This window comes from Leifsonia sp. EB41 (genome assembly GCF_041262565.1).
In the GTDB taxonomy this organism is placed as follows: domain Bacteria; phylum Actinomycetota; class Actinomycetes; order Actinomycetales; family Microbacteriaceae; genus Leifsonia.
This window is the reverse complement of sequence record NZ_JBGCCJ010000001.1, coordinates 2694279-2720668: the sequence shown is the minus strand read 5'-3', so window position 1 is coordinate 2720668 and position 26390 is coordinate 2694279. Positions and strand designations below refer to the sequence as shown.

At 71.3% G+C, this 26390-nt stretch carries 29 protein-coding genes and 1 tRNA gene; 14 read left to right on the top strand and 16 right to left on the bottom strand.

Annotated elements, in window-relative coordinates; genetic code table 11:
- Nucleotides 1–42 precede the first annotated feature (42 nt).
- Entirely contained in the window at nt 43–1008 is a 966-nt protein-coding gene (locus ABH923_RS13435) for a zinc-binding alcohol dehydrogenase family protein (RefSeq protein ID WP_370057364.1), read from the bottom strand.
- Nucleotides 1009–1046: 38 nt separating this feature from the next.
- On the bottom strand, nt 1047–1340 hold the full coding sequence (locus ABH923_RS13430; protein WP_370055882.1) for a GNAT family N-acetyltransferase: 294 nt from the start codon (nt 1338–1340) through the stop codon (nt 1047–1049).
- Between the two features lie 171 nt (nt 1341–1511).
- Here ABH923_RS13430 and ABH923_RS13425 point away from each other — a divergent pair, with 171 nt between their 5' ends.
- From ABH923_RS13425 to ABH923_RS13415, 3 genes are all read left to right on the top strand, one after another.
- Nucleotides 1512–2291: a dienelactone hydrolase family protein gene (locus ABH923_RS13425; RefSeq protein ID WP_370055881.1), complete on the top strand. Its 780-nt coding sequence runs from the start codon at nt 1512–1514 to the stop codon at nt 2289–2291.
- 70 nt (nt 2292–2361) lie between these two features.
- Nucleotides 2362–2434: transfer RNA gene (locus tag ABH923_RS13420), tRNA-Arg, on the top strand.
- Nucleotides 2435–2831: 397 nt separating this feature from the next.
- Nucleotides 2832–3185, top strand: coding sequence for a DUF4190 domain-containing protein (locus tag ABH923_RS13415; protein WP_370055880.1), 354 nt, complete (start codon nt 2832–2834; stop codon nt 3183–3185).
- An 8-nt stretch (nt 3186–3193) separates the two neighbouring features.
- Here ABH923_RS13415 and ABH923_RS13410 read toward each other — a convergent pair whose 3' ends face one another.
- From ABH923_RS13410 to ABH923_RS13390, 5 genes are all read right to left on the bottom strand, one after another.
- On the bottom strand, nt 3194–3808 hold the full coding sequence (locus ABH923_RS13410) for a dihydrofolate reductase family protein (RefSeq protein WP_370055879.1): 615 nt from the start codon (nt 3806–3808) through the stop codon (nt 3194–3196).
- A gap of 5 nt (nt 3809–3813) precedes the next feature.
- On the bottom strand, nt 3814–4290 hold the full coding sequence (locus ABH923_RS13405) for an SRPBCC family protein (RefSeq protein ID WP_370055878.1): 477 nt from the start codon (nt 4288–4290) through the stop codon (nt 3814–3816).
- Nucleotides 4287–4652, bottom strand: coding sequence for an ArsR/SmtB family transcription factor (locus ABH923_RS13400; RefSeq protein WP_370055877.1), 366 nt, complete (start codon nt 4650–4652; stop codon nt 4287–4289). Before ABH923_RS13400 ends, ABH923_RS13405 begins: the two co-directional genes overlap by 4 nt.
- An 83-nt stretch (nt 4653–4735) precedes the next feature.
- Nucleotides 4736–5380, bottom strand: a complete 645-nt coding sequence (locus ABH923_RS13395) for an HAD-IA family hydrolase (RefSeq protein WP_370055876.1) — start codon at nt 5378–5380, stop codon at nt 4736–4738.
- A gap of 50 nt (nt 5381–5430) precedes the next feature.
- Nucleotides 5431–5652, bottom strand: coding sequence for a hypothetical protein (locus tag ABH923_RS13390; protein WP_370055875.1), 222 nt, complete (start codon nt 5650–5652; stop codon nt 5431–5433).
- A gap of 86 nt (nt 5653–5738) precedes the next feature.
- Here ABH923_RS13390 and ABH923_RS13385 point away from each other — a divergent pair, with 86 nt between their 5' ends.
- Nucleotides 5739–6689 carry a helix-turn-helix domain-containing protein gene (locus ABH923_RS13385; RefSeq protein WP_370055874.1) on the top strand — a complete coding sequence of 317 codons (951 nt, stop codon included), beginning with the start codon at nt 5739–5741 and terminating at the stop codon, nt 6687–6689.
- 68 nt (nt 6690–6757) lie between these two features.
- Entirely contained in the window at nt 6758–7702 is a 945-nt protein-coding gene (locus ABH923_RS13380) for an NADP-dependent oxidoreductase (RefSeq protein WP_370055873.1), read from the top strand.
- 27 nt (nt 7703–7729) lie between these two features.
- On the opposite strand, the gene ABH923_RS13375 is transcribed toward ABH923_RS13380, so the two are convergent.
- From ABH923_RS13375 to ABH923_RS13365, 3 genes are all read right to left on the bottom strand, one after another.
- Nucleotides 7730–8002 carry a hypothetical protein gene (locus ABH923_RS13375; protein ID WP_370055872.1) on the bottom strand — a complete coding sequence of 91 codons (273 nt, stop codon included), beginning with the start codon at nt 8000–8002 and terminating at the stop codon, nt 7730–7732.
- Nucleotides 8003–8012: 10 nt separating this feature from the next.
- Nucleotides 8013–8549 (bottom strand): DUF6611 family protein, encoded by a 537-nt coding sequence (locus ABH923_RS13370; protein WP_370055871.1) that lies wholly within the window; start codon nt 8547–8549, stop codon nt 8013–8015.
- Nucleotides 8550–8657: 108 nt separating this feature from the next.
- Nucleotides 8658–8834, bottom strand: coding sequence for a hypothetical protein (locus ABH923_RS13365; RefSeq protein ID WP_370055870.1), 177 nt, complete (start codon nt 8832–8834; stop codon nt 8658–8660).
- A gap of 164 nt (nt 8835–8998) precedes the next feature.
- Here ABH923_RS13365 and ABH923_RS13360 point away from each other — a divergent pair, with 164 nt between their 5' ends.
- A complete protein-coding gene (locus ABH923_RS13360) occupies nt 8999–9397 on the top strand; it encodes a RidA family protein (RefSeq protein ID WP_370055869.1) in 399 nt (132 codons plus the stop codon).
- A gap of 53 nt (nt 9398–9450) precedes the next feature.
- Here ABH923_RS13360 and ABH923_RS13355 read toward each other — a convergent pair whose 3' ends face one another.
- A complete protein-coding gene (locus tag ABH923_RS13355) occupies nt 9451–9624 on the bottom strand; it encodes a CsbD family protein (RefSeq protein WP_370055868.1) in 174 nt (57 codons plus the stop codon).
- A 181-nt stretch (nt 9625–9805) separates the two neighbouring features.
- On the opposite strand from ABH923_RS13355, the gene treY reads away from it, so the two are divergent.
- From treY to glgX, 5 genes are all read left to right on the top strand, one after another.
- A complete protein-coding gene (gene treY / locus ABH923_RS13350; protein WP_370055867.1) occupies nt 9806–12118 on the top strand; it encodes a malto-oligosyltrehalose synthase in 2313 nt (770 codons plus the stop codon).
- Nucleotides 12115–13821 carry a malto-oligosyltrehalose trehalohydrolase gene (gene treZ / locus ABH923_RS13345; protein ID WP_370055866.1) on the top strand — a complete coding sequence of 569 codons (1707 nt, stop codon included), beginning with the start codon at nt 12115–12117 and terminating at the stop codon, nt 13819–13821. Before treY ends, treZ begins: the two co-directional genes overlap by 4 nt.
- 65 nt (nt 13822–13886) lie before the next feature.
- On the top strand, nt 13887–14117 hold the full coding sequence (locus ABH923_RS13340; protein WP_370055865.1) for a type II toxin-antitoxin system VapB family antitoxin: 231 nt from the start codon (nt 13887–13889) through the stop codon (nt 14115–14117).
- Nucleotides 14114–14521: a PIN domain-containing protein gene (locus ABH923_RS13335; protein WP_370055863.1), complete on the top strand. Its 408-nt coding sequence runs from the start codon at nt 14114–14116 to the stop codon at nt 14519–14521. Before ABH923_RS13340 ends, ABH923_RS13335 begins: the two co-directional genes overlap by 4 nt.
- Before the next feature lie 157 nt (nt 14522–14678).
- Entirely contained in the window at nt 14679–16721 is a 2043-nt protein-coding gene (glgX, locus tag ABH923_RS13330) for a glycogen debranching protein GlgX (RefSeq protein ID WP_370055862.1), read from the top strand.
- Between the two features lie 23 nt (nt 16722–16744).
- On the opposite strand, the gene ABH923_RS13325 is transcribed toward glgX, so the two are convergent.
- From ABH923_RS13325 to ABH923_RS13315, 3 genes are read right to left on the bottom strand one after another with little or no spacing between them, the layout of a single operon-like run.
- Nucleotides 16745–17530 carry a carbon-nitrogen hydrolase family protein gene (locus ABH923_RS13325; RefSeq protein ID WP_370055861.1) on the bottom strand — a complete coding sequence of 262 codons (786 nt, stop codon included), beginning with the start codon at nt 17528–17530 and terminating at the stop codon, nt 16745–16747.
- Nucleotides 17531–17532: 2 nt separating this feature from the next.
- On the bottom strand, nt 17533–18981 hold the full coding sequence (locus ABH923_RS13320; RefSeq protein ID WP_370055860.1) for an APC family permease: 1449 nt from the start codon (nt 18979–18981) through the stop codon (nt 17533–17535).
- Nucleotides 18982–18992: 11 nt separating this feature from the next.
- Complete coding sequence (locus tag ABH923_RS13315) at nt 18993–19898, bottom strand: carbon-nitrogen hydrolase family protein (RefSeq protein WP_370055859.1); 906 nt, start codon at nt 19896–19898, stop codon at nt 18993–18995.
- A gap of 119 nt (nt 19899–20017) precedes the next feature.
- Between ABH923_RS13315 and ABH923_RS13310 the strand changes: the two genes are divergently transcribed.
- On the top strand, nt 20018–20779 hold the full coding sequence (locus ABH923_RS13310; protein WP_370055858.1) for a FadR/GntR family transcriptional regulator: 762 nt from the start codon (nt 20018–20020) through the stop codon (nt 20777–20779).
- 16 nt (nt 20780–20795) lie between these two features.
- Here the strand turns inward: ABH923_RS13310 and acs are convergent, their stop codons facing one another.
- The gene (gene acs / locus ABH923_RS13305; protein WP_370055857.1) at nt 20796–22775 is read right to left on the bottom strand and encodes an acetate--CoA ligase; all 1980 of its coding nucleotides are present in this window, start codon (nt 22773–22775) and stop codon (nt 20796–20798) included.
- An 84-nt stretch (nt 22776–22859) separates the two neighbouring features.
- Here acs and ABH923_RS13300 point away from each other — a divergent pair, with 84 nt between their 5' ends.
- Both ABH923_RS13300 and ABH923_RS13295 read left to right on the top strand, forming a co-directional pair.
- Complete coding sequence (locus ABH923_RS13300) at nt 22860–23867, top strand: PHP domain-containing protein (protein WP_370055856.1); 1008 nt, start codon at nt 22860–22862, stop codon at nt 23865–23867.
- 172 nt (nt 23868–24039) lie between these two features.
- Entirely contained in the window at nt 24040–25437 is a 1398-nt protein-coding gene (locus ABH923_RS13295; protein WP_370055854.1) for an APC family permease, read from the top strand.
- A 74-nt stretch (nt 25438–25511) separates the two neighbouring features.
- Here the strand turns inward: ABH923_RS13295 and ABH923_RS13290 are convergent, their stop codons facing one another.
- Nucleotides 25512–26339 (bottom strand): hypothetical protein, encoded by an 828-nt coding sequence (locus ABH923_RS13290; RefSeq protein WP_370055853.1) that lies wholly within the window; start codon nt 26337–26339, stop codon nt 25512–25514.
- Nucleotides 26340–26390: the final 51 nt, after the last annotated feature.

The window sequence follows — 26390 nt, the reverse complement described above, 5'->3', positions numbered from 1 at the left end:
TGTTATCTTGACTTTCAAGTCAATCCCACACTAGACACACTCTCACATCCGCAGCACGACCGTCCGCCCCACCGCCCGCGCCTCCGCCGCCCGGTGCGCCGCCCACACCGCGTCGAACGCGATCACCTCCGGCTCGAACACCCGCAGCCGCCCCTCCGACGCATCCGCGAGCAGCCCCGTCAGCATCCGCCGGTACTCGGGCCGCTTGCGCAGCACCCAGAACGGCACGGAGCACACGATCTCCCGCGGGTGCCCGAACCGCCGCAGCACGGCCGTCGCCGAGCCGCGCACCGCGTCATCCCGCTCGTGGCCCGCCCGCCCCGCGAACGCCGTGCGGACGACGACCCCGGACGGCGCGACCGCCTCGCGGACCAGCGGCGAACCGGTGTGGTCGATCGCGGCCTCCACACCTCCCCCGGTCTGCTCGCGGACCGACGCGGGCCAGCCGGGATCGCGGTAGTCGACGAGGGTCACATCCGGCGCGGGCGGCGTCGTCGTCCCCGTGCCGAGCACTGTCCGTCCGTCGCGCAGCGCGAGCTGGGCGGCGAGCGACCCGACAGCGCCGGTGATGCCCTGGATAAGGACGCTCCGCGCAGGCCCGGCGTACCGGAGGGCGAGCGCGGCGGTCACTCCGTTGAGCGGGAGGACAGCGGCGGCCTCCGACGTGAGCGCGTCAGGGACGGCGACCAGGAACGTCGGCGACACCACGAGCCGGGTCGCGTGGGCGCCCATCCGCGGGAACACCCCGGCGACGCGCGCGCCGGCGCGGAGGCCGAGCGCCGCCGACACCGCGGACTCCGTCTCCAGCACGCCGACGAAGTCGTAGCCGGGGACGAAACCCGGCACCGGTTGGAGTGCGTAGCCGCCGCGCCGGGCCAGCACGTCCGTCGACCCGAGCGCCGCGTGCGTGACGCGCACGAGGACCTCGTTGCCGCGCGGCGGGCGCAGCGTCTCGCGGGCGATCGCGATCGCGGACGGGTCGCCGAAGCGGACCACGCGCGCCGCCATGCGTTCCACGGGGCGCTCCGCCCGGCCTCCCATCGCCGTCAGCCGGCGCGGCGCTGCAGCAGCCCCGCGCGCTCGGGGTGCGCGTCGAACCAGTCCGCGACATACCAGCACATCGGCACGATCCTCCGGTCGGAGGTGCGCTCGATGTCGTCGACCGCGTAGGCGACCAGGTCGGCCGCGTAGCCGTGGCCGCGGTGCGCGGGGACCGTGAACGCCCTGGTCAGCGAGATGGACGCGCCGAGCACGCTGTAGTCGAGGACGCCGACGAGCTCGCCGTCGATCCGCATGGCGTAGCGGTTCGCGTCCGTCTCGTTGCTGAACTCCGTGGACATGCGCCCATCGTACGTCCGTCGCGCCTCCCCGTCAGGGGAGGTATCGTGAACGAGTTGGGACCCGACCCGCACCGTTCGGGCCCGCGCGCACTCCGCGATGCAGCCACAGCAGGCCAGGCCGCGTGCGACGACCGTCGCCCGCGTCGCGCACTCGAACCTGGAGCCGCACCCGTGCCGACCGACACCCCGTCGCCCGCCCTGTCCCCTGCCCACCAGGCCCTGCTCGAGCAGGTCCCGATCGGCGAGCACTCCGTGATCGACGCGGAGGCCGTCCCGTACGAGCACGAGGGGCTCCCTCTGGAGGGCTACCTCGCCAGGGACGTGCAGGCCGACGACCGCCGCCCGGCGGTGCTGATCCTCCACGACTGGCACGGCGTCGGCGACAACGTGCGGATGCGCGCGCAGATGCTGGCCCGCCGCGGCTACGTGGCGTTCGCCGCGGACCTGTACGGCGCCGACGTGCGGCCCAGCGGCGAGGAGGCGTCTGCGGTCGCGGGACAGTACTATCGGGACCTCCCGCTGCTGCGCTCGCGCGTGGCGGCCGGCTTCAGCTGGCTGCAGCAGCATCCGGCCGTCGACCCGGCCCGGCTCGCGGTCATCGGCTACTGCTTCGGCGGGACGGCCGCCCTGGAGTTCGCCCGAACGGGGGCGCCGGCCCGCGGGGTGGTGTCGTTCCACGGCGGCCTGATCGCCCACGACCCGTCCGACGCGGCGGCGATCGCGGCCTCCCTGCTGGTGCTGAACGGAGGCGCGGACCCGGTCGTCCCCGACACGGCGGTCGCCGCATTCCAGGACGAGCTGCGCGCCGCGCCGCACGTCGACTGGCAGCTCACGACGTACTCGGGAGCGCCGCACGCGTTCACCATCCCGGGAGGCGACCGCTACCGTCCGCTGGCCGACGCGCGGAGCTGGCGAGCGCTCGTGTGCTTCCTGGACGAGGTGTTCGCCTGACCTGATTGGCGGTCTGCGAGGCCGTCATGTAAGCTCTAACAGGCCCGCGCGGAGAACGCGGTTGGGTCATGCGCCACTAGCTCAACGGATAGAGCATCTGACTACGGATCAGAAGGTTGGGGGTTCGAATCCCTCGTGGCGCACACTGGTTGAGACAGTAGAGAAAGCCCCGGCGGAGAGCCGGGGCTTTTTCGTTGGGTCGTCGCAGGCGTGAATCCGACAACGGGGCCGGTGCTCGGAAACGGCCACTGGGCTGGCTCGGAACGGCGTGGGCGATGTACGACATCCACGAGGAGTTGCGCTGTCCGGGTCCCGCGCTCTCAACGGCGCGTGAGGTGAGTCGGCGGGCCGCCGGCCGTTGTCGCCAGTCGCGGCCCGCCTCACTATTCAAGAGCTTGCCACGTTGCGGGCATGACGTGCGCATCGCAACACGTTCTGCTCGAACGAGCACGAAAACGCTCCACCCGTGCCCTACACTCGGCTCGACCGAAGGAGCGAACGATCAGCGACGCAGCCACGCCACAGCACCAGCCTTACGGGATGCCGTACCCTCCGGCTCCACCGGCCCGGGCGCGGATGAGCACCGCGCGCGTCCTCGGGATCGTCGGATTCGCGCTGGCGTTCATCGGGTTCCTCGACGTGGCGGGCCTGGTGCTGAGCATCGTGGCGCTGGTGAAGTCGCGCCGGGCGGGCGAGCGCAACGGGTTCGCGATCGCCGGGATCGCCGTCGCCTCGTTCACCATCCTGATGACCGCGCTCTTCCTCGCCGTCCTGATCCCGCCGATCACGCAGCTCGTCGACGAGTGCAACCGCCTCGGCAACGGGACGCATGTGGTCGGCAACACGACCTACACCTGTACGCCGACCGGCTCCAGCTTCACCACCAACAACTGAGGCCGGGCTCACCCCAGGTCGTAGGTCAGGTGCGTCGCCGTCGTGGTGACCACGACCTCCCGCTGCACGAGCTCGCGCGGCCCCGAACCGGTGAACAGCGGCGTCCCCGCGCCGAGGATGATCGGCGACAGGTGCAGGACGAGCGTGTCGACAAGCCCGGCGGCGAGCGCCGAGCCGATGAGGGCGCCGCCGCCCATGAGCACCGCGTCCAGGTCGGCGCCGCGCTCCGCGGAGACCGTTTCGGCGCGCGAGCGGGCGGCGGCGACGGCGTCCTCCAGACCGGTGGTGACGAACGTCCAGTCCAGTCCCGTGAGGCGCACCGTCGGCGGAGGCGAGCTCGTGACCACCAGGAAGTCCGGCTTGCCGACCTCCGTGGCTCCGTAGCCGATGTCGTCGTTCCAGCCTCCCGGGCCATCCACGATGTCGAAGAGGTTGCGGCCCATCACCACGGCGCCGGAGCGCTCCGTCGCCGCGCCGAGGATGCGCTTGTCGTCCGGGTCGTCGGAGAACACCCAGCGGTGCAGCGGCTCTCCCCCGGTGCCGAGCCCGTTGCCGGGGCCGGCGTCCGGGCCGGTGACGTAACCGTCCAGCGAGATGGTGATGTCGGCGACGACCCTGGTCATCGGGATCAGCCCCTCGCCAGCAGCTCGTCGAGCTTCTCGTAGCCCTCGCGCATCCCGTACTCCATGCCCGAGGCGATCATCGCTTCCAGTGCCTCCTTGGACGGGAACACCGAGTGGCCTGCGAGCCGGGTGCGGCCACCGGGGAGCGGCTCGAAGCGCAGGACGTCGAGGCTCACCTGGTCCGGTGCGCCGAGGAACTCGAACGTCTGGATGATGAGCTCGTTCTCGACGACCGTGTGGATGACGCCGCGGAAGGCGTAGACGGCGCCGGAGGCGTCCTTCTGCTCGAACGCGTAGCCGCCTCCCGTCCGGAAGTCCCAGTGGGTGATCGCGTTGTCGAGGCCGCGGGGGCCGATCCACTGCACGTACAGCTCGGGGTCGGCGTGGGCGCGGAAGACGGCCTCCACCGGCGCTTCGAACTCCCGCGTGATGTCGGCGTACGAGGTGCCGGGTACGGCATCGATGACGACAGGGTTGGTCATGATTCCTTCTCCTTCATTCGCTTGCTCTGTTCTGGTGAGGATGCCGGAGGCGCGGCGAGCAGGGCGTCAAGCCTGCGGTACTGCTGCTCGGCCTCCAGGCGGTACCGATCGATCCACGAGGTCAGGCGCTCCAGCGCGGCGGCGTCGAGGTGCACGGGGCGGCGCTGCGCCTCCCGGGTGCGCCACACGAGCCCGGCGGACTCGAGCACACTGATGTGCTTGGACACCGCCTGCAGGGTGATCTCGAACGGCTCGGCCAGCTCGTTGACCGTCGCCGGCCCACGGCTGAGCCGCGCGACCATCGCGCGCCGCACCGGGTCGGACAGGGCCGCGAAGGCCCGGTCGAGCTGGTCGTCCGCCATTATCAACCTTTCCATTTATCAATCGATCGGTTGATAAAAGGATAAGACGAATGGCGAGATGCGTCAAGCCCCGCAGCCCCGGCTCAGGACGGCAGCGAGACCCGCTCGACACCGAGCACGTCGCCCGTGTAATCCCGGAGGCGCGCCAGTCCGTCGGTCGTCGCCGACGAGTGGCCGCCGACCACGACGACCCGGCCGCCCGACGCGACGGCGGCGACCAGGCCGGCCTCGGCGTCCTCGAACACGACGCACCGCCCGATCGGCACACCGAGACGCTCGGCGGCGAGCAGGAAGCCCTGCGGGTCGGGCTTGCCGCGCGACACGTCCTCCGCGGCCACCAGCACGGTCGGGACCGGGACGCCCGCCGCCTCCAGTCGCACGACGGCGAGCTCGCGTGGCGCGCTCGTGACGATCGCGACGGGCACGCCAGCCTCGGCGAGCGCCGCAAGCAGCGCGGCGGCTCCCGGCACCTCCACGATCCCGTCGGTGCGCGTGAGCTCCTCGGCGACGAGCCCGGCGACCAGTTCGGCTCGACGCTCGGCGGGGAGGTCGGGCAGGAAGTGCGCGACCGTGTCGACGGCCTGCCTGCCGTGCGCGTACGCGAGGATCTCCGCGGGGTCGAGACCGTGACGCCGGCCGAACTCGCTCCAGACGGCTTCGACCACGGCGTGCGAGTCGACGAGCGTGCCGTCCATGTCGAAGAGGAATCCGGATGCGCTGATCTCCATCGGACCAGCCTAGGCGGCGCCCGCGGCGGGAGGCCGCAGGGCGCCGACGATCAGCGTCCGGTCGTGCGCGCGTCCTGCGCTGCGCGCAGGTCGGCCAGTCCGCGCTCGGTCTCCCGGGTGACGCGGCCGCCGCGCGCGGCGACCGCCGCGGGGAGCCAGTCGCTCAGCACGAAGCGGCGACGGCGCGGCGCGATCGGCACGCCGCCGTTGGTCCTTGCCGGGCGGGCCACCCAGCTGTGTTCGATTCCCTGTGCCCAGGTTCCATTTGCCATGTCCTCAACGTTACGAGCGAAAATATTCGGCCACCATATGGCTTCAGGTCTATCTTCGCAAAGATACGGCCAGTACACTCGGAACCATGTTGAAGCGCGTGGCCGTGCCCGTCATCGACGAGTTCGCGATGTTCGAGTTCGGCGTCATCTGCGAGGTGTTCGGGCTCGACCGCAGCTATGCGGGGATCGAGCCGTTCGACTTCCGGGTCTGCTCGGCGACCCCGGGCGAGCCGATCCGGAACGAGACCGGCGTGCAGCTCATCGCGCCATACGGGCTGGACGCGATGGAGGACGCCGACCTCATCGCGGTGCCGGCCGCCACGATCCGCGACGAGTACCCGGAGGAGCTGCTCGACGGGCTCCGGCGCGCGCATGCCCGCGGCGCCATCCTGCTGAGCGTCTGCTCCGGTGCGTTCGTGCTCGGCGCCGCCGGCCTCCTCGACGGCCGCGAGAGCACGACGCACTGGCGGTACGCCGACGCCCTCCAGCGCCGCTTCCCGCTCGCGCGCGTCAACCCGGACGTGCTGTTCATCGACGACGGCACCATCATCACCAGCGCCGGCACCTCCGCCGGCATCGACGCGTGCCTCCACCTGGTGCGGCGCGAGCTCGGCAGCGCGGTCGCCAACACGATCGCGCGCAACATGGTCGTGCCGCCGCAGCGCGACGGCGGTCAGCGGCAGTACATCGAGCGGCCCGTTTCCGACTGCGAGGACGACACGTTCAGCGAACTGCTGGACCACCTGAGCACCACGCTGGACGAGAACCATACCGTCTCCGGCCTCGCGGCCAGGACCCACATGTCGACCAGGAGCTTCTCGCGCCGCTTCGTCGCCGAGACCGGGGTGCCGCCGATGCAGTGGCTGACGACGCAGCGCGTCCTCCACGCGCGGCTGCTGCTGGAGACCACGGACATCCCCGTCGAGGAGGTCGCCCGGCGCAGCGGGTTCGCGAGTGCGACGCTGCTGCGCCACCACTTCGACTCCGAGGTCGGTGTGCCGCCCACGCGATACCGGGCGGCGTTCGCGAGCCGGTGACGCGCGGGGAGACAATCCGCCGCGGCGCTGGTTGACTCGAAGGACGATCACCCGCGACGGAAGGACGCATGGCCACGCAGATCCAGTACGACCGACTCGGCGATCCCGACGTGCTCGAGGTGGCAACCGTGCCGGATCCGGTCGCGCCCGACGACGGCGTGGTGGTGGCGGTGCGCGCCGTCGGCGTGAACCCGATCGACGGCAAGCTGCGCAGCGGCGGCCGGCCGAGCGCTCCGATCACCGCGCCACGCGTGCCGGGAAGCGATGCGGCAGGCGTCGTGCTCTCGGTCGGGGCCGGCGTGGACGGCTGGGCGCCCGGTGACGAGGTGGTCGTCCGCAACCCGCACGGCGCCTACACCACGCACCTGGTCGCGGCGGCCTCCCAGCTCGTGCGCAAGCCGGCCGCGGTGAGTTGGGAGCAAGCGGCGGCAATCGGCGTCCCCGCCGCGACGGCGCATCAGGTGCTGGTCTCGCTGGGCGTCGGGCCGGGGACGACGCTGCTCATCCACGGCGGCTCTGGCAGTGTCGGGAGGATGGCGATCCAGCTCGCCCGCCGGATGGGCGCCACGGTGGTCGCGACCGGGTCGCCGGCGAGCCACGCGCGGCTGCGTGAGCTCGGGGCGACTCCTGTGGCGTACGGCGACGGGCTGCTGGAGCGGCTGCGCGCCGCCGCGCCGGACGGGTACGACCTCATCCTCGACGCGATCGGCTCCGACGAGGCGCTGGAGGCGTCCTTCGCCCTCGTCGACGACCGCTCGCGGATCGGCACGATCGTGGTCGGGCCGCGGGCGGCCGAGCTGGGCATCCGCGCGTGGGGAGGCGGGAACCCCGTTCCGCTGACGGCCGACGAGCTGCGGCTGCGCGACGACGGCTACGCGCTCGCGCTCGACCTCATCGCCGAGGGCGAACTCGAGGTGGACATCGCGCGGACCTTCCCGCTGACCGAGGCGGCCGACGCCGCGCGGCTGGTGGAGTCGGGGCATCCCGGCGGCAAGGTGATCCTGCTGCCCTGAGTCGCTTCGATCACCCGGGCGCTTCGATCAGTGGTGCAGAAGCCGCCGATGGGCGGCGTGGGCGACCGGGAGATCGTCGCCGCGGTAGTGCTTGAGCAGCCTCCAGTTGCGCAGTGCGACCTGCGTGAAGACCGCCACCGTCACGACCCCGCACACGACGATCCCCCACGCCCGAGGGTTCTCGCCCTCGGTCGGGATGAGCACGGTGACCGCGACCGTGAAGACCAGCGAGAGGACGGCGAACAGCACTCCCAGCCCGACGCGACGCAGCGCCCGGGCGCGCTCCACCCGGTCGCCCATGCAGGGCAAGCTACTCCGCGGGACGGGCCTGCGCCAGGTCGTACACGCGGCTCCAGCCGAGCTCGAATCCGACCTCGTCGATCCGGCCCTCGTCCCGCGCGCGCTCCAGTACGAGCAGCGACGCGAGGGAGGCCGTGACCAGCCGCTCGTCGCCGTACGTCTCGTACTGTTCTCCGACCGCGACCGTGGAGCAGCGGATCACGCGGCACTCCCTCCACACCCGGCGCGTCGCGACCGCGGCCACGACGAAGCCCGCGACGTAGACCCCCACCAGCGCGCCGATCGCCGTCACCGCGGGAGCGGGCGCCAGCACGAGCGCAGGGATGAGGGCCAGCAGGCCGCCGACCGTGGGCCAACGCCGCCGGAAGACGATGGCGCGGCGCTCGGCGGAGGTCGTCCCCGGCGGGTAGACGAACAGCCGGCGCGCGCAGACCCCGGTGCGCGCGGTGTACAGGGCGGAGGTCTCCTCGAACCAGCCCCAGCGGTGGGCGCCTTCGAAGAACCGCTTCGCCCTTCCGCGCGCGGGAGGTCGCTCGATCGTCGTCACGGATATCGGTCTACGCCGCTTCGGATTCGGTGGCGCGGATCCTCACGGAATCCATGCGCGCAGCGGGCGGAACCAGACGATCCGCACACGGCGCCCGCCCTTCCGCCGTCATTCGGTCGTGCCGCCGCCGAACCGCTCCTGCCATTCGGCGTACGTGTGGTCGCGTCCCAGCGGGCACTCGCAGCGGATGAGGATCGGCTGACCGGTCACCACGCTGGTCGCGCGCTCGACGTGCGGCACGGTCGGTCCGGCATCGGGCGGGGCGCCACGAGACTGCGGTTTCATGGATGCGAGTATCCGGTGCCCGCGCCGTCCTCACGCGGTCAGCTCCGCGGTCGCACGTGAGCGAACATGCAGGATTTCACCTGTGCAATCGCGCTTCGGCACTCGTGGGTCCGTCAGCGGCGGCCTCCTGTCCGGAGGTCGGTGGTCGCTGGCAGGATGAGGTCATGGCCGTCACCTTCCTTCAGCCGGACGGGCTCGTCCGCACTCCCGCCTTCAGTCACGTCGCCGTCGTCCCCGCCGGATCGGCGACCGTCTACCTCGGCGGCCAGAACGGCGTCGACGAGACCGGCGCGCTCGTGTCGCCGGAGGTCGGCCCGCAGGCCGCGCGCGCCCTCGACAACGCGAAGATCGCCCTCGCGGCGGCGGGAGCGACGCTCGACGACGTAGTGCAGTGGTTCGTCCTCATCGACGCCTCCGCCGATCTCGGCGCGGCGTACGGGGCCATCGCGCCCCAGCTCGGCCGGGAGGGCGCGCCGCCGCTCGTGACCGGGTCGCGCGTGGCGGGGCTCGGGGTGCCGGGGGCGCTGATCGAGATCAGCGCGATCGCGGCGCTGTCCTTGTGATCCGTTAACGAGAAAGCCCCCGCCACAGGGGCGGGGGCGACTCGTGGAGAACGTCAGTGCTTGAAGGCGTCCTTCACCTTCTCGCCGGCGTTCTTGAGGTCGGCTTTGGCCTGGTCACCCTTGCCCTCGGCCTCCAGGCGCTCGTTGCCGGTCGCCTTGCCGGTGGCCTCCTTGGCCTTGCCGCCCGCGTTCTCCGCGGCGTTCTTCATCTTGTCGTCGAGTCCCATGATGTCCCCTTTCGATCAGGTCGTCACGACGTTCCCACGGTGTCGTGGGCCGGTCCAGGGTGCACACCCGACCGGGTTTTTCAATCCCCTCTGTCCTCCACAGGGCGGGGGCAGGTGCGAGTTGTCCACGGGAATGTCCACCCCCTTCCAGCGGGGTGCGCCGCGCGAAAGAATCCTTGGTGTGAGCCACGACGTACCGATAAGCACCTACCGCCTCCAGATCTCGCCCGACTTCACGCTGCGGGACGCCGCGCAGGTGCTCGACTACCTCCGCCGTCTGGGCGTCGGCGCCGTCTACCTGTCGCCGCTGCTCCAGTCGGCCGCGGGGTCTGCGCACGGCTACGACGTGGTCGACCCCACGCGGGTGGACGAGGCGCGCGGCGGCCCGGAGGCGTTGCGCGAGTTCGCGGACGCCGCCCACCGCCACGGACTCCAGGTGATCGTGGACATCGTGCCCAACCATCTCGGCGTCGCTGTGCCGCACGAGAACCCGTGGTGGTGGGATGTGCTCCGCTTCGGTCAGGAGTCCGCCTACGCCGGGCACTTCGACATCGACTGGGCGTTCGGCGGCGGCCGGCTGCGCCTCCCGGTGCTCGGCGACGGGCCGGACGAGGAGGACGCGCTGCGCGTCGTGGACGGCGAGCTGCGCTACTACGACCACCGCTTCCCCGTCGCTCCAGGCACCGAGTTCGCCTCGCCGCGCGAGGTGCACGCCCGGCAGCACTACGAGCTGGTCTCGTGGCGACGGGCCGACGCCGAGCTGAACTACCGCCGGTTCTTCGCGGTGAACTCGCTGGCCGGCGTACGGGTGGAGGATCCGCGGGTCTTCGACGACACGCACGCCGAGATCGCGCGCTGGGTGCGCGACGGGCTCGTGGACGGCCTCCGCGTCGATCACCCGGACGGCCTCCGCGACCCCGGCGACTACCTGCGGCGGCTCGCCGACCTGGCCGATGGACGCCCGGTCTGGGTGGAGAAGATCCTGGAGGGCGACGAGCCCATCCCGAGCTGGCCGATCGCCGGCACGACCGGGTACGACGCGCTCGGCCTCGTGGACCGCGTGTTCGTGGACCCGGCGGGCGACGAGCCCCTGACGGCACTGGCGGAGGAGCACGACGCGCGCGAGGAGAGCAGGGACTGGCCGGGGCTGGTTCATCGCCGCAAGCGGGCAGCGGCCGACGGGATCCTGCGGTCGGAGGTGCTCCGAGTGGTCCGCGACCTGGGCGTGGAGGGTGCCGGCTCGGACTCCCTCGCCGACGCCGTGGCGGAGCTGGCCGCAGGCTTCCCGGTCTATCGGAGCTACCTGCCGTTCGGCGCCGACCAGCTGCGGGCCGCGCTCGACGCCGCGTCCGCCGCGCGACCGGACCTCGCCGACGCGCTACAGACGCTCGGCACCGTGTTCGCGCCGGACTCCGAGGGCGTCCTGGCGGCGGCCTCCGCGCGGTTCCAGCAGACGAGCGGCGCGATCATGGCCAAAGGTGTGGAGGACAACGCCTTCTACCGGTACACCCGGCTGGTGTCGCTGACCGAGGTCGGCGGCGACCCGTCGGAGTTCGCCGTGACCGTGGCGGACTTCCACCGCCTGCAGCAGCGGCGCCTTGCCGACCTCCCGCACTCGCTGACGACGCTGAGCACGCACGATGCCAAGCGCAGCGAGGACACCAGGGCGCGCATCGCTGTGCTCGCAGAGCTGCCAGAGCGCTGGGGCCGGTTCCTCACGGCGGTCCGTCAGCGTGTGTCGATCGGAGACGGGTCGCTCGAGAACCTGCTCTGGCAGTCGATCGTCGGAGCGTGGCCCGCCTCCCGGGAACGCCTCCAGGCCTACGCGCTCAAGGCCGCGCGGGAGGCCGGCGCGAGCACGAGCTGGACCGACCCCGATGCGACGTTCGAGGACGCCATGGGCGAACTGGTGGATGCGGCGTTCGACGACCCCCGCGTGGCGGCGGAGGTCGCGGCCGTCGCCGCGATCGTCGACGCACCGGGCGCGAGCAACGGCCTCGGCGCGAAGCTCGTGCAGCTCACCATCCCGGGCGTCCCCGACGTCTACCAGGGCTCGGAGCGCTGGGAGCGGTCGCTGGTCGACCCCGACAACCGCCGCCCGGTGGAGTTCGACGCCGCGGCCGGGCTGCTCGCGCACCTCGACGACGGCTGGCTGCCGCCCATCGACTCGTCGGGCGCGGCGAAAGTGCTGGTGACCTCCCGGGCCCTGCGGCTGCTCCGCGAACGACCGGAGCTCTTCGCGGAGTACCGGCCCGTGACGGCGGACGGTGAGCGCGCGGAGCACCTCGTGGCGTTCGACCGCGGCGGCGCCGTCACGCTGGCCACCCGGCTCCCGGTCGGGCTGGCTCAGGCGGGAGGCTGGGGCGACACCGCGGTCGACCTCGGAGCGGCGGTCTACCGGGACGAACTGACCGGACGCGAGGTGAGCGGCCGGGCACGGCTCGCCGAACTGTTCGACCGGTATCCGGTCGCGCTGCTGGCGGTGGTCCGATGAGCGCGGCGGGCAGCGTGGTGGGCGACGGCTTCGGCGAGGTGTGGGCGCCGGGCGCGGATGCGGTCGAGGTCGAGATCGCGGGGCACGGGAGGCATCCGCTCCAGAAGGACGAGCGCGGCTGGTGGAGTCTGCCCGCGCCGCTCGACGGCGCCGACGCCCCGCTCGACTACGGCTTCGTGGTCGACGGAGCGGGTCCGTTCCCCGACCCGCGCTCGCGGCGCCAGCCCGAGGGCGTGCACGCGCTGAGCCGCACCTGGGACCCTGGCGACTTCGCCTGGACCGACCACGACTGGCGTCCCGGCCCGCTCACCGGTCGCGTGATTTACGAGCTCCACCTCGGCACCTTCACGCCCGAAGGCACCCTGGACGCCGCAGCCGGCCGGCTCGACCACCTCGTGGAGCTCGGCGTGGAGGCCGTTGAGCTGTTGCCGGTCAACGCGTTCAACGGTTCCCATGGGTGGGGCTACGACGGGGTGCTCTGGTTCGCGGTGCACGAGCCGTACGGCGGTCCCGACGCGTACCAGCGGTTCGTGGACGCCTGTCACGGACGCGGGATCGCGGTCATCCAGGACGTCGTCTACAACCACCTCGGGCCGAGCGGCAACTACCTCCCGATGTTCGGCCCGTACCTGAGCGAGGGTCGCACCACCTGGGGTTCGTCGGTCAACCTCGACGGGCCGGCGTCGGGCGAGGTCCGGCAGCTCATCCTCGACAACGCCCGCTTCTGGCTGCGCGAGATGCACGTCGACGGCCTGCGGTTGGACGCCGTGCACGCTCTCCACGACGGCAGCGCCGAGCACATCCTGGAGGCGCTCGCGCGGGAGGCGGCCGGCATCCGCGAGACGACCGGCCGGCCAGCGACCCTGATCGCCGAGAGCGACCTCAACGACCCGAAGCTGATCCGCGAGCGGCGCCGCCACGGCTACGGCCTGGACGCCCAGTGGGACGACGATGTGCACCACGCCGTCCACGTGAACCTGACCGGCGAGACGAGCGGGTACTACGCCGATTTCGCCGGGCCGCAGGCGCTGATCAAAGTCTTCGAGCGCGGGTTCTTCCACGACGGCACCTGGTCGAGCTTCCGCGAACGGAACCACGGCCGGCCGCTCGACGGCGACATCCCGTTCAGCCGGCTGGTCGCCTTCAGCCAGGACCACGACCAGATCGGCAACCGCGCGGTGGGCGACCGGCTCACTGCGACGCTCGACGAGGGGCGTCTCGCGGTCGCCGCCGCCCTGATCCTGCTCGGCCCGTTCACGCCGATGCTGTTCATGGGCGAGGAGTGGGGCGCGACCACCCCGTGGCCGTTCTTCAGCTCGCATCCCGAGCCCGAGCTGGCGGAGGCCACACGCACCGGCCGGATCGCCGAGTTCGCCCGGATGGGTTGGGACCCGAACGTGGTCCCCGACCCGCAGGACCCGGCGACCTTCGAAAGCGCCCGTCTGGACTGGACCGAACCCGCCCGGCCCACGCACGCCCGCCTGCTCGCCTGGTACCGGCACCTCATCGAGCTGCGTCGCGAGCTGCCCGCTGGCGCCCGCGCGACGGACGTCACCTGCGTGGACGGCGTGTTCGCGTTCACCCGCGCCGGGCTCCGGGTGGAAGCGGCGCTGACCGGGAGCGACCTCCCGGCCACAGCGGATGAGACGGTGACGGAGGCCGTGTTCGACGGCGCGGTCCGCATCAGACGAGTGGAGAGGTGAACGACATGCTGTACGCAACGCCCCCATCGCTATATAGTGATCTATATAGCGCGGAGAGAGGCGACATGGCCATCACATCGATCGACATCGATCCGGATCTGCTTGCGCAGGCGAAGGCGACCACGGGCGCATCCTCCAACCGGGAGGCTGTCGACATCGCACTCCGGAGGCTGCTCGCGATGCACCGTCAGCAGGCTGCCGTCGAGCGCATCATCGCCCGCCGCTTCGAGCCGGACCAGATCGACGCTCCGACCATCACTCCGACGTTCCTCCCTGGCACGAGCGCCGGCTCGTGACGACCTACCTCGTCGACAACAGCATCTGGCAGAAGGTTTCCAGCAGCCCGGCGATCGCGCGGCGGCTGAGGGAGATCCTTCCGCACCATCTGCTCATCACCTGCCCACCGCAGGTCCTGGAGTATTGCCACTCCGCCCGCTCTCCCGAGGAACACCGGGAGTTGCAGGCAGACATGGACGACTTGCTTCCGGCCTGGGAGCACCCCAGCGAGAGCGCGGCACTGGGCATCCAAGAGTCGCTCTGGGACCGCGGTGCGGTGCGGGCCGCGGGCGCGTTCGACTGCCTGATCGCCGCGTACGCCGTGGCGAACGACGCCGTGATCCTGAACTCCGATCGAGACTTCGGCTTCATCGAATACGCCACGGGTGGCGCCGTGCGGCAGGAGTACGTCGCGGCCGCCTAGCTGCCCCCGATACCTGTGTCAACCGCTTCCACCGCTCCTGCGCGCGCAGGTAAGGTGTCGGTCTACCGATCATCGGAGGCACCGTGCCACAGCTCTGCCCCCAGCGCAGCGACCCCGCGCTCAGCAGTATCGCGCACAGCTCGTCCCAGGCGGTCCGGTGAGCAGCGACGGCTCCGCGCCGTATCCGCTCGGCATCACGCTCGTCGAGGGCGGCGCCAACGTCGCCGTCTACAGCGAGAACGCGGACAACGTCTACGTCTCCCTGTTCGACGCGCGCGGTCGGGAGACCCGGACCGAGCTCCCCAACCGCACTGGGCATGTCTTCCACGGCTACGTCCAGGGCCTCGTCCCCGGCACCCGCTACGGACTCCGCGTCGCCGGACCCTGGGACCCCGCCAACGGGCTCCGCTTCTCGCCCGCGAAGGTCCTCCTCCCGACGCGCGCCCGCGCCGTCACGGGCTCGTGGGACAACTCCCAGGCCGTGTTCGGGCACCAGCTCGGCAGGCCCAAGCGGCGCAGCGACACGAACGGCAAGCGGCACGTCGCGCTCGGAGTCGTCGTCGACCCGCAGGAGTTCGACTGGGGCGACCACGAGCGTCCGTTCACGCCGCTCAGCGAGACCATCATCTACGAGACCCACGTCAAGGGCTTCACCAAGCTGATGGAGTGGGTGCCGGAGGAGTTCCGCGGCACGTACGCCGGCCTCGCGCACCCGGCCGCCGTCGAGTACCTCAAGAACCTCGGGGTCACCGCGGTCGAGCTGATGCCGGTGCACCAGTTCGTGCAGGACCCGCACCTGCAGGAGAAGGGCCTCCGCAACTACTGGGGCTACAACTCCATCGGCTTCTTCGCCCCGCACAACGAGTACGCCGCGACCGGCGACACCGGGCACCAGGTGGACGAGTTCAAGGGCATGGTCAAGGCGCTGCACGCGGCCGGCCTGGAGGTCATCCTCGACGTCGTCTACAACCACACCGCCGAGGGCAACGACCGCGGGCCGACCTACAGCTTCAAGGGCATCGACAACCCCTCCTACTACCGGCTCGTCGACGGCGACCGCGCGCACTACTTCGACACCACCGGCACCGGGAACAGCGTCAACGTCAGCCATCCCGCCGCCCTGCAGCTCATCATGGACTCGCTGCGCTACTGGGTGGACGACTACCACATCGACGGATTCCGGTTCGATTTGGCCACCACGCTCACCCGGCAGGGCGGCGACGCCAGCCTGCACAGCGCGTTCCTCACGCTCATCCAGCAGGACCCGACCCTCGCGCGCGTCAAACTGATCGCCGAGCCGTGGGACACCGCCGGGTACCAGCTCGGCGGGTTCCCGGCCGACTGGTCGGAGTGGAACGGGCAGTTCCGCGACGACGTGCGCGACTTCTGGCGCGGCACCCCCGGCGTGCTCGGGACGCTCGCGCAGCGGGTGCTCGGCAGCCCGGACATCTACGAGGACTCCCGGCGCGCGCCGCTCTCGAGCGTCAACTTCGTCACCGCCCACGACGGCTTCACGCTGGCCGACCTCACCAGCTACGACGAGAAGCACAACGAGGCGAACGGGGAGGACAACCGCGACGGCGAGTCCGACAACCGCTCGCGCAACTACGGCGCGGAGGGCCCGACCGACGACGAGGAGATCCTCGCCGTGCGCGTCCGGCAGCGGAAGAACCTCCTCGCGACGGTGCTGCTCTCGGCCGGCGTTCCGATGATCCTGGGCGGCGACGAATTGGGCCGCACCCAGCAGGGCAACAACAACGCGTACTGCCAGGACAACGAGATCTCCTGGTACGACTGGGCGAACGCCGACTGGGAACTGCACGCGTTCACCGCGGCGCTCATCCGCCTGCGCCGCACCGAGCCCGCCCTCCGGCCCGAGTGGTACCGGCACGCGCCCGAGGACGGCAGCGCCGACACGGTGCGGATCGTGCGCGCGGACGGGGAGTCGTTCACCGACGACGACTGGAACGACCCGGAGGCCCGCACGATCGCGTTCGTGCTCATGCACGAGAGCGCGGACTCCTTCCTCCTGCTGCTCAACGCCGCCGAGAACGGGGTCGAGTTCGTGCTGCCCGACCCGCCAGGCGCGCACTGGGAGCTGGAGCTGTCCAGCGATCAGGAGCTCGCCCTCCACGACGGCGAGAGCGTCATCGTCGGCGAGACCTCCTTCGCCCTGTTCCGGTCCGCGGTTGGGGGATAAGCGAGTGGCGACCCGGTCCTGACTCAGAGCCGCCGCAGCCGGAGGGCCGGGTCGCGTTCGCGCGCGGCGACAACCGCGGCGGGGTCCACCTCGCCGAGCATCACTTCCGGCGAGCCCCCTGTCTCCACGATCACCTCTCCGTGCGGGTCCGCGAGCAGGCTGTGGCCCACCGAGATGGGCTCCGCCTGCGACACCGCCGCGGCGTAGCAGCCGTTCTCGATCGCGCGGGCCCGCGCGAGCGTCCGCCACTGGTCGAGCTTGTGCGGGCCGGGCACCCACGACGAGCACACCGCCAGCAGGTCGGCGCCGGCGTCGGCGAGCGCGCGGCCGAGCTCGGGGAAGCGCAGGTCGTAACAGGTCATCAGGCCGACGGTCAGCCCCCCGGCCTCGAAGACGACGGCCTCCGGCTCAGGGGCGGGTGCAATCCACTCGGACTCCCGGAAGCCGAACGAGTCGAAGAGATGGATCTTGCGGTACCGGGTCAGGAGGCCGCCGTCCGGGCCGAACGCCGCCAGGGTGTTGAACGGCCGGGGATCGGCGCCGTCGGACGAGCGTTCGACGAGGCCCGCGACGATCGTCACGCGCCGGGAGGCTGCCAGCTCGGCGACAGCGGAGCCGAAGCGGCCGTCGAGCGGTTCGGCCACGCCCGCGAAGGTCGCGTCCACCATCTTCTTCTCGTACATCGCATACTCCGGCAGCAGCACCAGCTCCGCTCCCTGGTCCGTCGCGCGCGCGACGGCGTCGCCGACAGCCCGGAGGTTGCCTGCGACGTCGTCGTCCGACGCGAGCTGCGCGAGCGCGAGCCGCACGCCTACTCCCTGGCCGGGGCCGGGGCGGCCTCCGTCGCCGCCGGGGCCGCAGCAGGAGCCGGAGCGGCCTGTCGCGTCTCGTCTGCGGTTTCCGCGTCCGCTTCGTCGTACGCGATCTCGGGAGGAAGCTGACGGAAGCCCTTCGTCACGAAGGCGAGCACGATGACGCCGATCACCAGCCAGCTCAGTCCGAGCACGATGGCGTTGATGTCCAGCCTCGTCAGCAGGTAGCCGGTGACGATCGCGCCGATCGCGGGCAGCACGACGTAGATGATCGCGTTGTGGCGGTGACCCTCGCGCCGCTGGCGGAAGTAGTAGACGATCACGGACACGTTCACCATCGTGAAGGCGACGAACGCGCCGAAGTTGATGAACGACGTGGAGGTCGCGACATCCAGGAACATCGCCACCAACCCGACGACGCCGATGATCATCAGGTTCACGACCGGCGAGCGGAACCGGCGGCTGATCTCGCCGAACACCTTGCGGGGTAGCGCTCCGTCCCGGCCCATCGCGAACATCAGGCGTGCGGCGGAGGCCTGCGCGGCGAGGCCGGAGGCGAACTGCGCGACCACCAGGCCCGCGATGAAGATCGAGCCGAAGACGTTGCCGCCGATGGTGATCGCGATGTCGAACGCGGCGGACGACGCGTCGTGGAACTGGCCGCCGGGGTGCACGAGCTGGGTCGTGTACGACACCAGGATGAAGATCACGCCGCCGATCAGGGCGATGAGCAGGATGGCGCGCGGCACGGTCTTGCGCGGCTCGATCGTCTCCTCCGTGAACGTGGTCACGGCGTCGAAGCCGAGGAAGGAGTAGGCCGCGATGGCGGCGCCGGCGGTGACGCCCTGGAACGTCGCGGTCGGGTTCACGAACGGTCCGGCCGAGATCAGGCCGCCCGCTCCCCGGTGGGCGACCACCGATCCGATCGAAAGCCCGACGAACACGACGATGACGAGCACCTGGAACGCCATCAGGATGTAGTTCGTCCGGTCGGCGACCTTGATGCCGAGGATGTTCAGCAGCGTGGTCACGATGATGAAGCCGAGGATCCACACCCAGCCGGGGACGCCAGGGAACTGCGCCTCCAGGTAGGCGGCGCCGATCAGCCAGATCACCATCGGGAGGAACAGGTAGTCGAGCAGCACCGCCCAGCCCACCAGGAAGCCGACCCGTGGGTCGATGGTGCGGCGCACGTACGTGTAGGCCGAGCCGGCGACGGGGTAGGCGGCGGCCATCCTGCCGTAGCTGGAGGCCGTGAACAGCATCGCGACCAGCGCGACGAGGTAGGCGGACGCGCTCGCGCCCCCGGTGGTCTCGGCCACGACGCCGAAGATGCCGAGGACGATCAGCGGCGTCATGTACGCGAGGCCGAAGAGCACGAGGGAGGGGAGGCGGAGGGTCCGGGCCAGCGACGGCTGGGCGGAGGAGGGAGCGGGAGCAGTGGACATGCCGGGATCCTTCACAGGAGAGGCTGACGGGAGGGGGTGGTGCTCGGGAGGGCGCGGGATTGGACGGCCCAGTCGCGCGGGTCGATCCGCCCCGCGTACAGCGGCAGCGGGATCGCCGCGTCCTCTGGGCGGAACTGCGACCACATCCGGTTGACGCCGGCGGTGCCGTGCTCCCGGACGTGGGCGACCCGGTCGAGGTCGAGCGGGAGGGCGAGGACGGTCTCCTCGTCCCCCGCCGACTCCGCGAGGACGGCGCCCTCGGGGTCGACGACGATCGAGCGCCCGCGACCGACCGGGCCGGCGGTGTTGACACTCACGGTGAAGACCTGATTCGCGATGGAGTTGGCGCGTGCGAGCACGACCTCCTGCTCGCGGTCGGGCGTGGTCGTCTTCACGACGTTCACGATGACCTCGGCGCCCAGCCAGGCCAGGTGCCTGCTGACCTCGGGGAACCAGGCGTCGTAGCAGATGTCGAGCCCGACAGTGCTGCCGTCGAGGTCGAACACGACGAAGCGGTCGCCCGGCACGTACGGCTCGAAGGGGCGCCACGGGAAGATCTTGCGGTAGCTCGCGGCGAGCGCGCCGTCCGGGCCGAACGCGAGCGCGGTGTTGAAGAGCTCGCCCTGCGGTCCGCGCTCGCAGACGCTGCCGGGGACCAGCCAGACGCCCGCGTCGGCGGCGATCGCGCCGAGCGTGCGCACCAGCTCGCCGTCCAGCGGGACGGCCGAAGCGCCGAGCGCGGTGTTCCGCACCGACTCCGACAGGTGGTCGGCCCCGAACAGGTGGAGCTCGGGGTAGACGACGACGCGGGCGCCCGCGGCCGCGTGGCGGGCGACGTCGGCGGCGAACGGCTCGAGCTCGGCGCCGATCGCGCGTGGCGCGGCCTGGACGCCTGCGACGGTGAGCTGACCCGGCATTGCGGACCTCCATTGGTCGGGACGGGCGGGGACGGTGATGCTGCGGAACTGCTGGGAAATAAAATAGATCATTATGATCGAATTTGTCCACCCCTGGTGATCTCCCTATGCTGGACGCCATGACCGGAGACGTTCCCGGCACGCTCACGCACACGGCCGTGCCCGCACTGACGGGCCCCGCCGTGGCCGGGATCACCCGGCTCTCGGCCGTCGACACCGTGCGCGCGCGCATCGCCCTCGCCGTCGAGCTGCGGCTGCTCGCGCCCGGGGAGCAGCTCCCGAGCGACGCAGATGTCGCCGCCGCCCTCGACGTCAGCGAGATCACTGCGCGGCGCGCGATCAAGAGCCTCGCCGAGGAGGGCCTGCTCCGGCGAGTCAGGGGCCGCTCGGGCGGGACGTTCGTGGCGGAGACGGCGCCCGCCGTCACCGCCGGCGCCGGCTCCGCGGTCGAGATTTACCGCGCGGACGCGGAGCAGGTGCACCGCCTCATCGACCAGCGCCTGCTCGCCGAGACGAGCCTGACCCATCTGGCCGCGGTCTCCGCGAGCGACGACGACCTCGCGGAGCTGGACGCTGCCGTCGCCGCAGCCGCCACCGCCCAGGACTGGTCCGAGTACCACGCCGCGGACGAGCGATTCCACCTGGCGGTCGCGCGCGCCGCCGGCCGTCCGGCGCTCGTCGGCTTGTACGAGGAGACCCTGCGCCGCCTCTACGCGTACTTCATCCCGTACCCGATCGCCTACCTCCACGAGGTCAACGCCGAGCACGCCGCGCTGGCCGCCGCGATCCGCGGTCACGACCTGGAGACCGCTGTCGCGCTCGCGGAACGGCACGTCGCCGTGCTGCACGAGACCATGTTCGTGGGGCTGGAACAGGACTGACTCGGCACCGCCGAATTCAGCGGGAGCGCGCTGCCAGCACCTCCGCGATGCGCCCGGGCACCGTCTCATCCTGCAGCGAGGTCGTGTCGCCGAGCGGCCGCCCGTCGAACAGGTCGACCAGCAGCCGCCGCATGATCTTGCCGGAGCGGGTCTTCGGGAGGTCGTCGACGACCACGACGTGGCGCGGTTTCGCGATCGCGCCGATCGCCCGGGCCACCTGGTCGCGGAGTCCCGACGGATCGAGCTCCCCGGCCGGGATGACGAACGCCGCCACCGCCTGCCCGGTGGTCGCGTCGCCGACGCCCACCACGGCGGCCTCCGCGACGGACGGATGCGCGACCAGGGCCGACTCGATCTCGATGGTGGACAGCCGGTGGCCGGAGACGTTGATGACGTCGTCCAGCCTGCCGAGCAGCCACAGGTAGCCGTCGTCGTCCACCGCCGCGCCGTCGCCGGCGAGGAAGTAGCCGCGGTCGGCGAACGTCCGCCAGTAGGAGTCGCGGTAGCGCTCCGCGTCGCCCCAGACCGTCCGCGACATCGCGGGCCAGGTGCTGTCGATCACGATGGAGCCGCCGGAGCCGCGAGGCACGTCCTCCCCGCGCTCATCCACCACCCGCACCGTCACACCGGGGACCGCCACGGTCGCCGAGCCCGGCTTCAGCGCGGTGACGCCGGGCAGCGGGGCGACGATGGCCGCGCCGGACTCCGACTGCCACCAGGTGTCGACCACGGGTGCGCGGCCGGCGCCGAGCTGCTCCCGGAACCAGACCCACACCTCCGGGTTGATGGCCTCCCCCACGGTGCCGAGGAGCCGAACGCTGGAGAGGTCCCAGGGGCCGGCAGCGGCGAGCCCGTGCGGGAACCAGCTCATGAAGGTGCGGATGAGCGTGGGCGCCGTGTAGTACGTCGTCACGCCGTAGCGCTCGATGATCTCGAAATGCCTGCCGGAGCTGGGCGTGTTCGGTGTGCCCTCGTAGAGGACGGAGGTCGCGCCGTTCGACAGCGGGCCGTACAGGACGTAGGTGTGCGCGGTCACCCAGGCCAGGTCGGCGGTGCACCAGTAGACGTCGGACTCCTTCGCGTCGAAGAGCGCCCAGTGGCTCCACGACGCCTGGGTGAGGTAGCCGCCGGTGGTGTGGACGACGCCCTTCGGCCGGCCGGTTGTGCCGGAGGTGTAGATGATGAAGAGCGGGGTCTCCGCATCGAAGAACTCGGGCTCGTGAACGGCCGGGGCGATGTCGACGACGTCGTGCCACCAGATGTCGCGGCCCGGGGCCCACGGGATGTCCGGGGTGAGGTCGCCGGTGCGGCGGACGACCAGCACGTGCTCGATCGCGTCGGCGCCCGCGACCGCGGCGTCCGCCTGCGCCTTCACCGGCACCGCGACGCCGCGGCGGAACTGCCCGTCGGAGGTCACCAGCAGCTTCGCCCCGGTGTCCTCCACCCGGAACCGCAGCGCCTCGGCGGAGAAGCCGCCGAACACGAGCGAGTGGATGGCGCCCACCCGCGCGATCGCGAGCGTGATGACGACCGTCTCCACCAGCACCGGCAGGTACACGACGACGCGGTCGCCCTCCCCGACGCCGAGCGTGGTGAGGGCGTTGGCCGCCCGGGCGACCCGGCGCTGGAGGTCGGCGTAGGTAACGGTCTCGCGGTCGCCCGGCTCGCCCTCGAAGTGCAGCGCGACGCGGTCGCCGCGGCCGGCGACGACGTGCCGGTCGACGCAGTTGACCGCCGCGTTCAGCCTTCCGCCGGCGAACCATTCGGCGCGCGGGATGCTCAGCTCGCCGTCCGTTCCGGGCGTCGCGGGCTCCCAGGTGTGCGCGGTCTGCCAGGGTTCCGCCCAGTCGAGGCGCGCGGCCTGCCGCTCCCAGAAGGCGACCGGGTCGACGGCCTCCGCGAACACGTCCGGCCCGACGTTCGCCTGCGCCGCGAACTCCGGGCTCGGCTCGTAGACGCGGGACTCGCGGCCCAGGTTCTCGATCGCGCTGCTCACCCTGCGACGCTAGTGGCGCCCTCCCGCGCCGCCGCCCTCGCTCGTAACGCCCCGTAACCGCCGACGGGGTGGGAGCATGAGGGCATGGAACCGGTCGCGGCACTGAATGAGATCGCCTTCTGGCTCGAGCGCGAGCTCGCCCCGTCCTTCAAAGTCCAGGCGTTCCGCAAGGCCGCCGCGAGCATCGCGCCGCTCGGCACGGACGAGGTCGCGGCCCGCGTCGCGGACGGCCGGCTCAAGCGCACGAAGGGGATCGGCGACCGCACCTTCCAGGTCATCTCGCAGGCCGTCGACGGGGAGGTCCCGACCTACCTGGCCGACCTCCGCGAGCGCAACACGGAGCCGCTCGACGCTGGAGGGGCCGAGCTGCGCGCCCAGCTCCGCGGCGACCTCCACAGCCACACGGAGTGGTCGGACGGCACGGTGCCCATCGAGGTCATGGCCGCCGCAGCCGCGACGCTCGGCCGCGAGTACCAGGCGATCACCGACCACTCCCCCACCCTCACGGTCGCGAGCGGCCTGAGCGCCGAGCGGCTGGAGGAGCAGCTCGACATCATCGCCGGCCTCGAGACCGGCAGCGTGACCCTCCTCACCGGCATCGAGGTCGACATCCTGGAGGACGGCACGCTCGACCAGACGCCCGCCCTTCTCGACCGGCTGGATGTGGTGGTCGCGAGCGTGCACTCCAAGCTGCGCGCGGACAGCCGCACCATGACCGCCCGGATGCTCGGCGGAATCCGCGCCCCGCACACGAACGTGCTGGGCCACTGCACGGGACGGCTGGTGCAGGGCTCCCGCGGCACCCGGCCGCCGAGCGAGTTCGACGCTTCCGCGGTGTTCGCGGCGTGCGCGGAGAACGGCGTCGCGGTGGAGATCAACTCGCGGCCGGAGCGGCAGGACCCGCCGGACGATCTCATCCAGCGGGCGCTCGACGCGGGCTGCCTGTTCTCGATCGACACCGACGCGCACGCGCCGGGGCAGTTGGACTTCCTCGCGTACGGGGCGGCGCGGGCCGCGGCCAACGGTGTGCCGGCGGAGCGCATCGTGACGACATGGCCGCTGCCGCGACTGCGGGAGTGGTTGGCGAAGTAGCGCAGTCGGGCCGATTTCGCGCACGGATGTAATCGACACTCAAAACGCCGAATCACCACGTATTCCGTGGCGAAATCGCCCGATGTGGTATGCGATCCGTCGTTCTCGATTCGGATTTCGTCGCGGAGTGCGCTTACTATGGCACGTCCCCGACTGCAGCGAAGGAGCTCGCGTGTCCACCAACCCCGCCCCCACCGCACTCCGCCGGTCCCTCGGCCTCTGGGCGATCGTCGGCCTCGGACTCGGCTACATGACCCCGATGACCGTTTTCGACACGTTCGGCATCGTGACCGGCGAGACCAACGGCGTCGTCCCGTCCGCGTACCTCTTCGCGCTCGTGGCGATGGTGTTCACCGCGGTGAGCTACGGCCGGATGACGCGGGTGTTCCCCTCGGCGGGGTCGGCGTACACGTACGCGTCGGAGACCATCCACCCGAACGTCGGCTTCCTCGTCGGCTGGTCGTCGCTGCTCGACTACCTTCTGCTGCCGCTCGTCAACGCGCTCATCGTCCGGCTGTACCTGGAGTCGTTCTTCCCGCAGGTGCCCGGCTGGATCTGGGTGGTCGGCTACGTGGCGGCGATCACAGCGATGAACCTGTTCAGCATGTCGTCGACCTCCAAGGTCAACGGCGTTCTGGTGGCGTTCCAGGTCGTTCTGATCGCCGTTTTCGTTGCGCTGACCTGGGCGTCGCTGAACTCCGGGGCGGGTGACGGGACGGCCTTCAGCCTGACGCCGCTGTTCCACGGAGGCGTTCACATCCTGGCGGTGATCGGCGGCGCGACCGTGGTCTGCTTCTCGTTCATCGGCTTCGACGCGATCACGATGTACACCGAGGAGGCCAAGGACACCCGCACGGTGCCCAAGGCGATCGTGCTCGCGCTGATGATCGGCGGCGCGATCTTCTTCGTCGCGGCCTGGTTCGCGCAGTCGCGCTTCCCGACGCTCGCCGGGTTCCACTTCACGGACGACACACTGCCGGAGATCGCACTCAAGACCGGCGGGCTGCTCTTCCAGATCCTCTTCATCTCGGCCGCGGTCGCGGCGGCGGTGGCCTCCAGCCTGGCGTCGCACGCGAGCGTCTCGCGCATGATCTACGTGATGGCGCGCAATGGGAACGGCCGCATCTCGCGGACGCTGTCGTTCGTGCACCCGAAGTTCCGCACGCCCGCCGTGGCGGTCCTGCTGGTCGGCGCGGTGTCGCTGCTGGCGGCGGCGTTCACCCTGGAGTTCGTGTCCTCGATGATCAACTTCGGCGCGCTCATCGCCTTCACGATGGTGAACGCGACGGTCATCATCCACTTCGCGATCCGCAAGCGGCAGGTGCACGGCGCGAAGCAGATCATCCGCAACATCGTGCTGCCGGCGATCGGGATGGTGCTGACCGGCGTGCTGTGGGCCAACCTCCACTTCGACGCGCTCACCTACGGTCTGATCTGGCTGACCATCGGGATCATCACGCTGCTGGTGCTCACCCGCGCGTTCCGCAAGCGTCTCGGAGTGAAGCTGGACGAGGACGGCGACGCCGCGATCATCACCCGCGAGGGCGCCCCCTCCGAGGTCGTGCGCTGACGGGTCCGTCGAAGGGCACGTAAACGCCCCTAAAACCGCGTTTTAGGGGCGTTTACGTGCCCCTCGCCGGTGGGTCAGTTGCCCCAGGCGGAGGCGGGGGCGGTGACGATCTGCACGGGGGACGTGCTCCAGTGCGAGCCGTAGCCGTAGTGGCTGCTCGCCCACGGGGAGGCCCAGATCGCGGCGGCCGTCACGTCGGCGCTGGTGCCCGCGGTGAGCCCGGCGACGACGGCCGGGTAGCCGCGCTGCAGATTCTCGGCGCAGTACTTCGCGGCCGTCACGAGGTCGGGGTAGCTGCCGAAGCCGGCGCCGCCTCCGGAGCCGTAGCCGTTGTTCAGCGGGTTGTTGCGGTTCCACCAGTCCGGCGGGCCGTTCTCCTGACGCATCCAGCGCAGCATGAAGTCCACGTTGGGCTTGGTCGTCTGCCAGCCGCCGAACATCAGCACCAGCTCGGCCCACGACTCGTTCGTGCCGATGCGGGAGAGGCTCTGGATGCTGTCCGTCGCGCCGAGGGTGTCGCGGTCCACGACGGGGGCGCCGATCGTGGCATCCACCAGGAGGTGCTGCACGGCGTCCGAGGCGGGCGCACCGGGAGCCATCGTCGTGGCCTCCGGGCCGACAACGGTCGCGGCGAGCGCGGCGTCCGTCGGAACGATCGAGAAGCCGCAGACCAGCGCGATCACGGCCAGCGAGACGCCGAGGCGATGGTGGAGCGGGAGCTGCAGCGGGCGGCGGGCGCGACGGCGGGGTGCTGACGCGTTCCGGGGTGCTGACGCGTTCCGGGGCTCTGTCGGCGCGGGCCGGGAGTCCTTCCGGGCGCTCGACCGCCTCGCCGGGGGTACGGCGGCACGACGGCCTGCCGAGCGGCGGCCGCGCATGCGAGGGGGGTCCGCGGGCGTCATACCCGATCGAGGGTACCAGCGGCTCGGTTTAAGGGAACCCGGGAGTGCGGC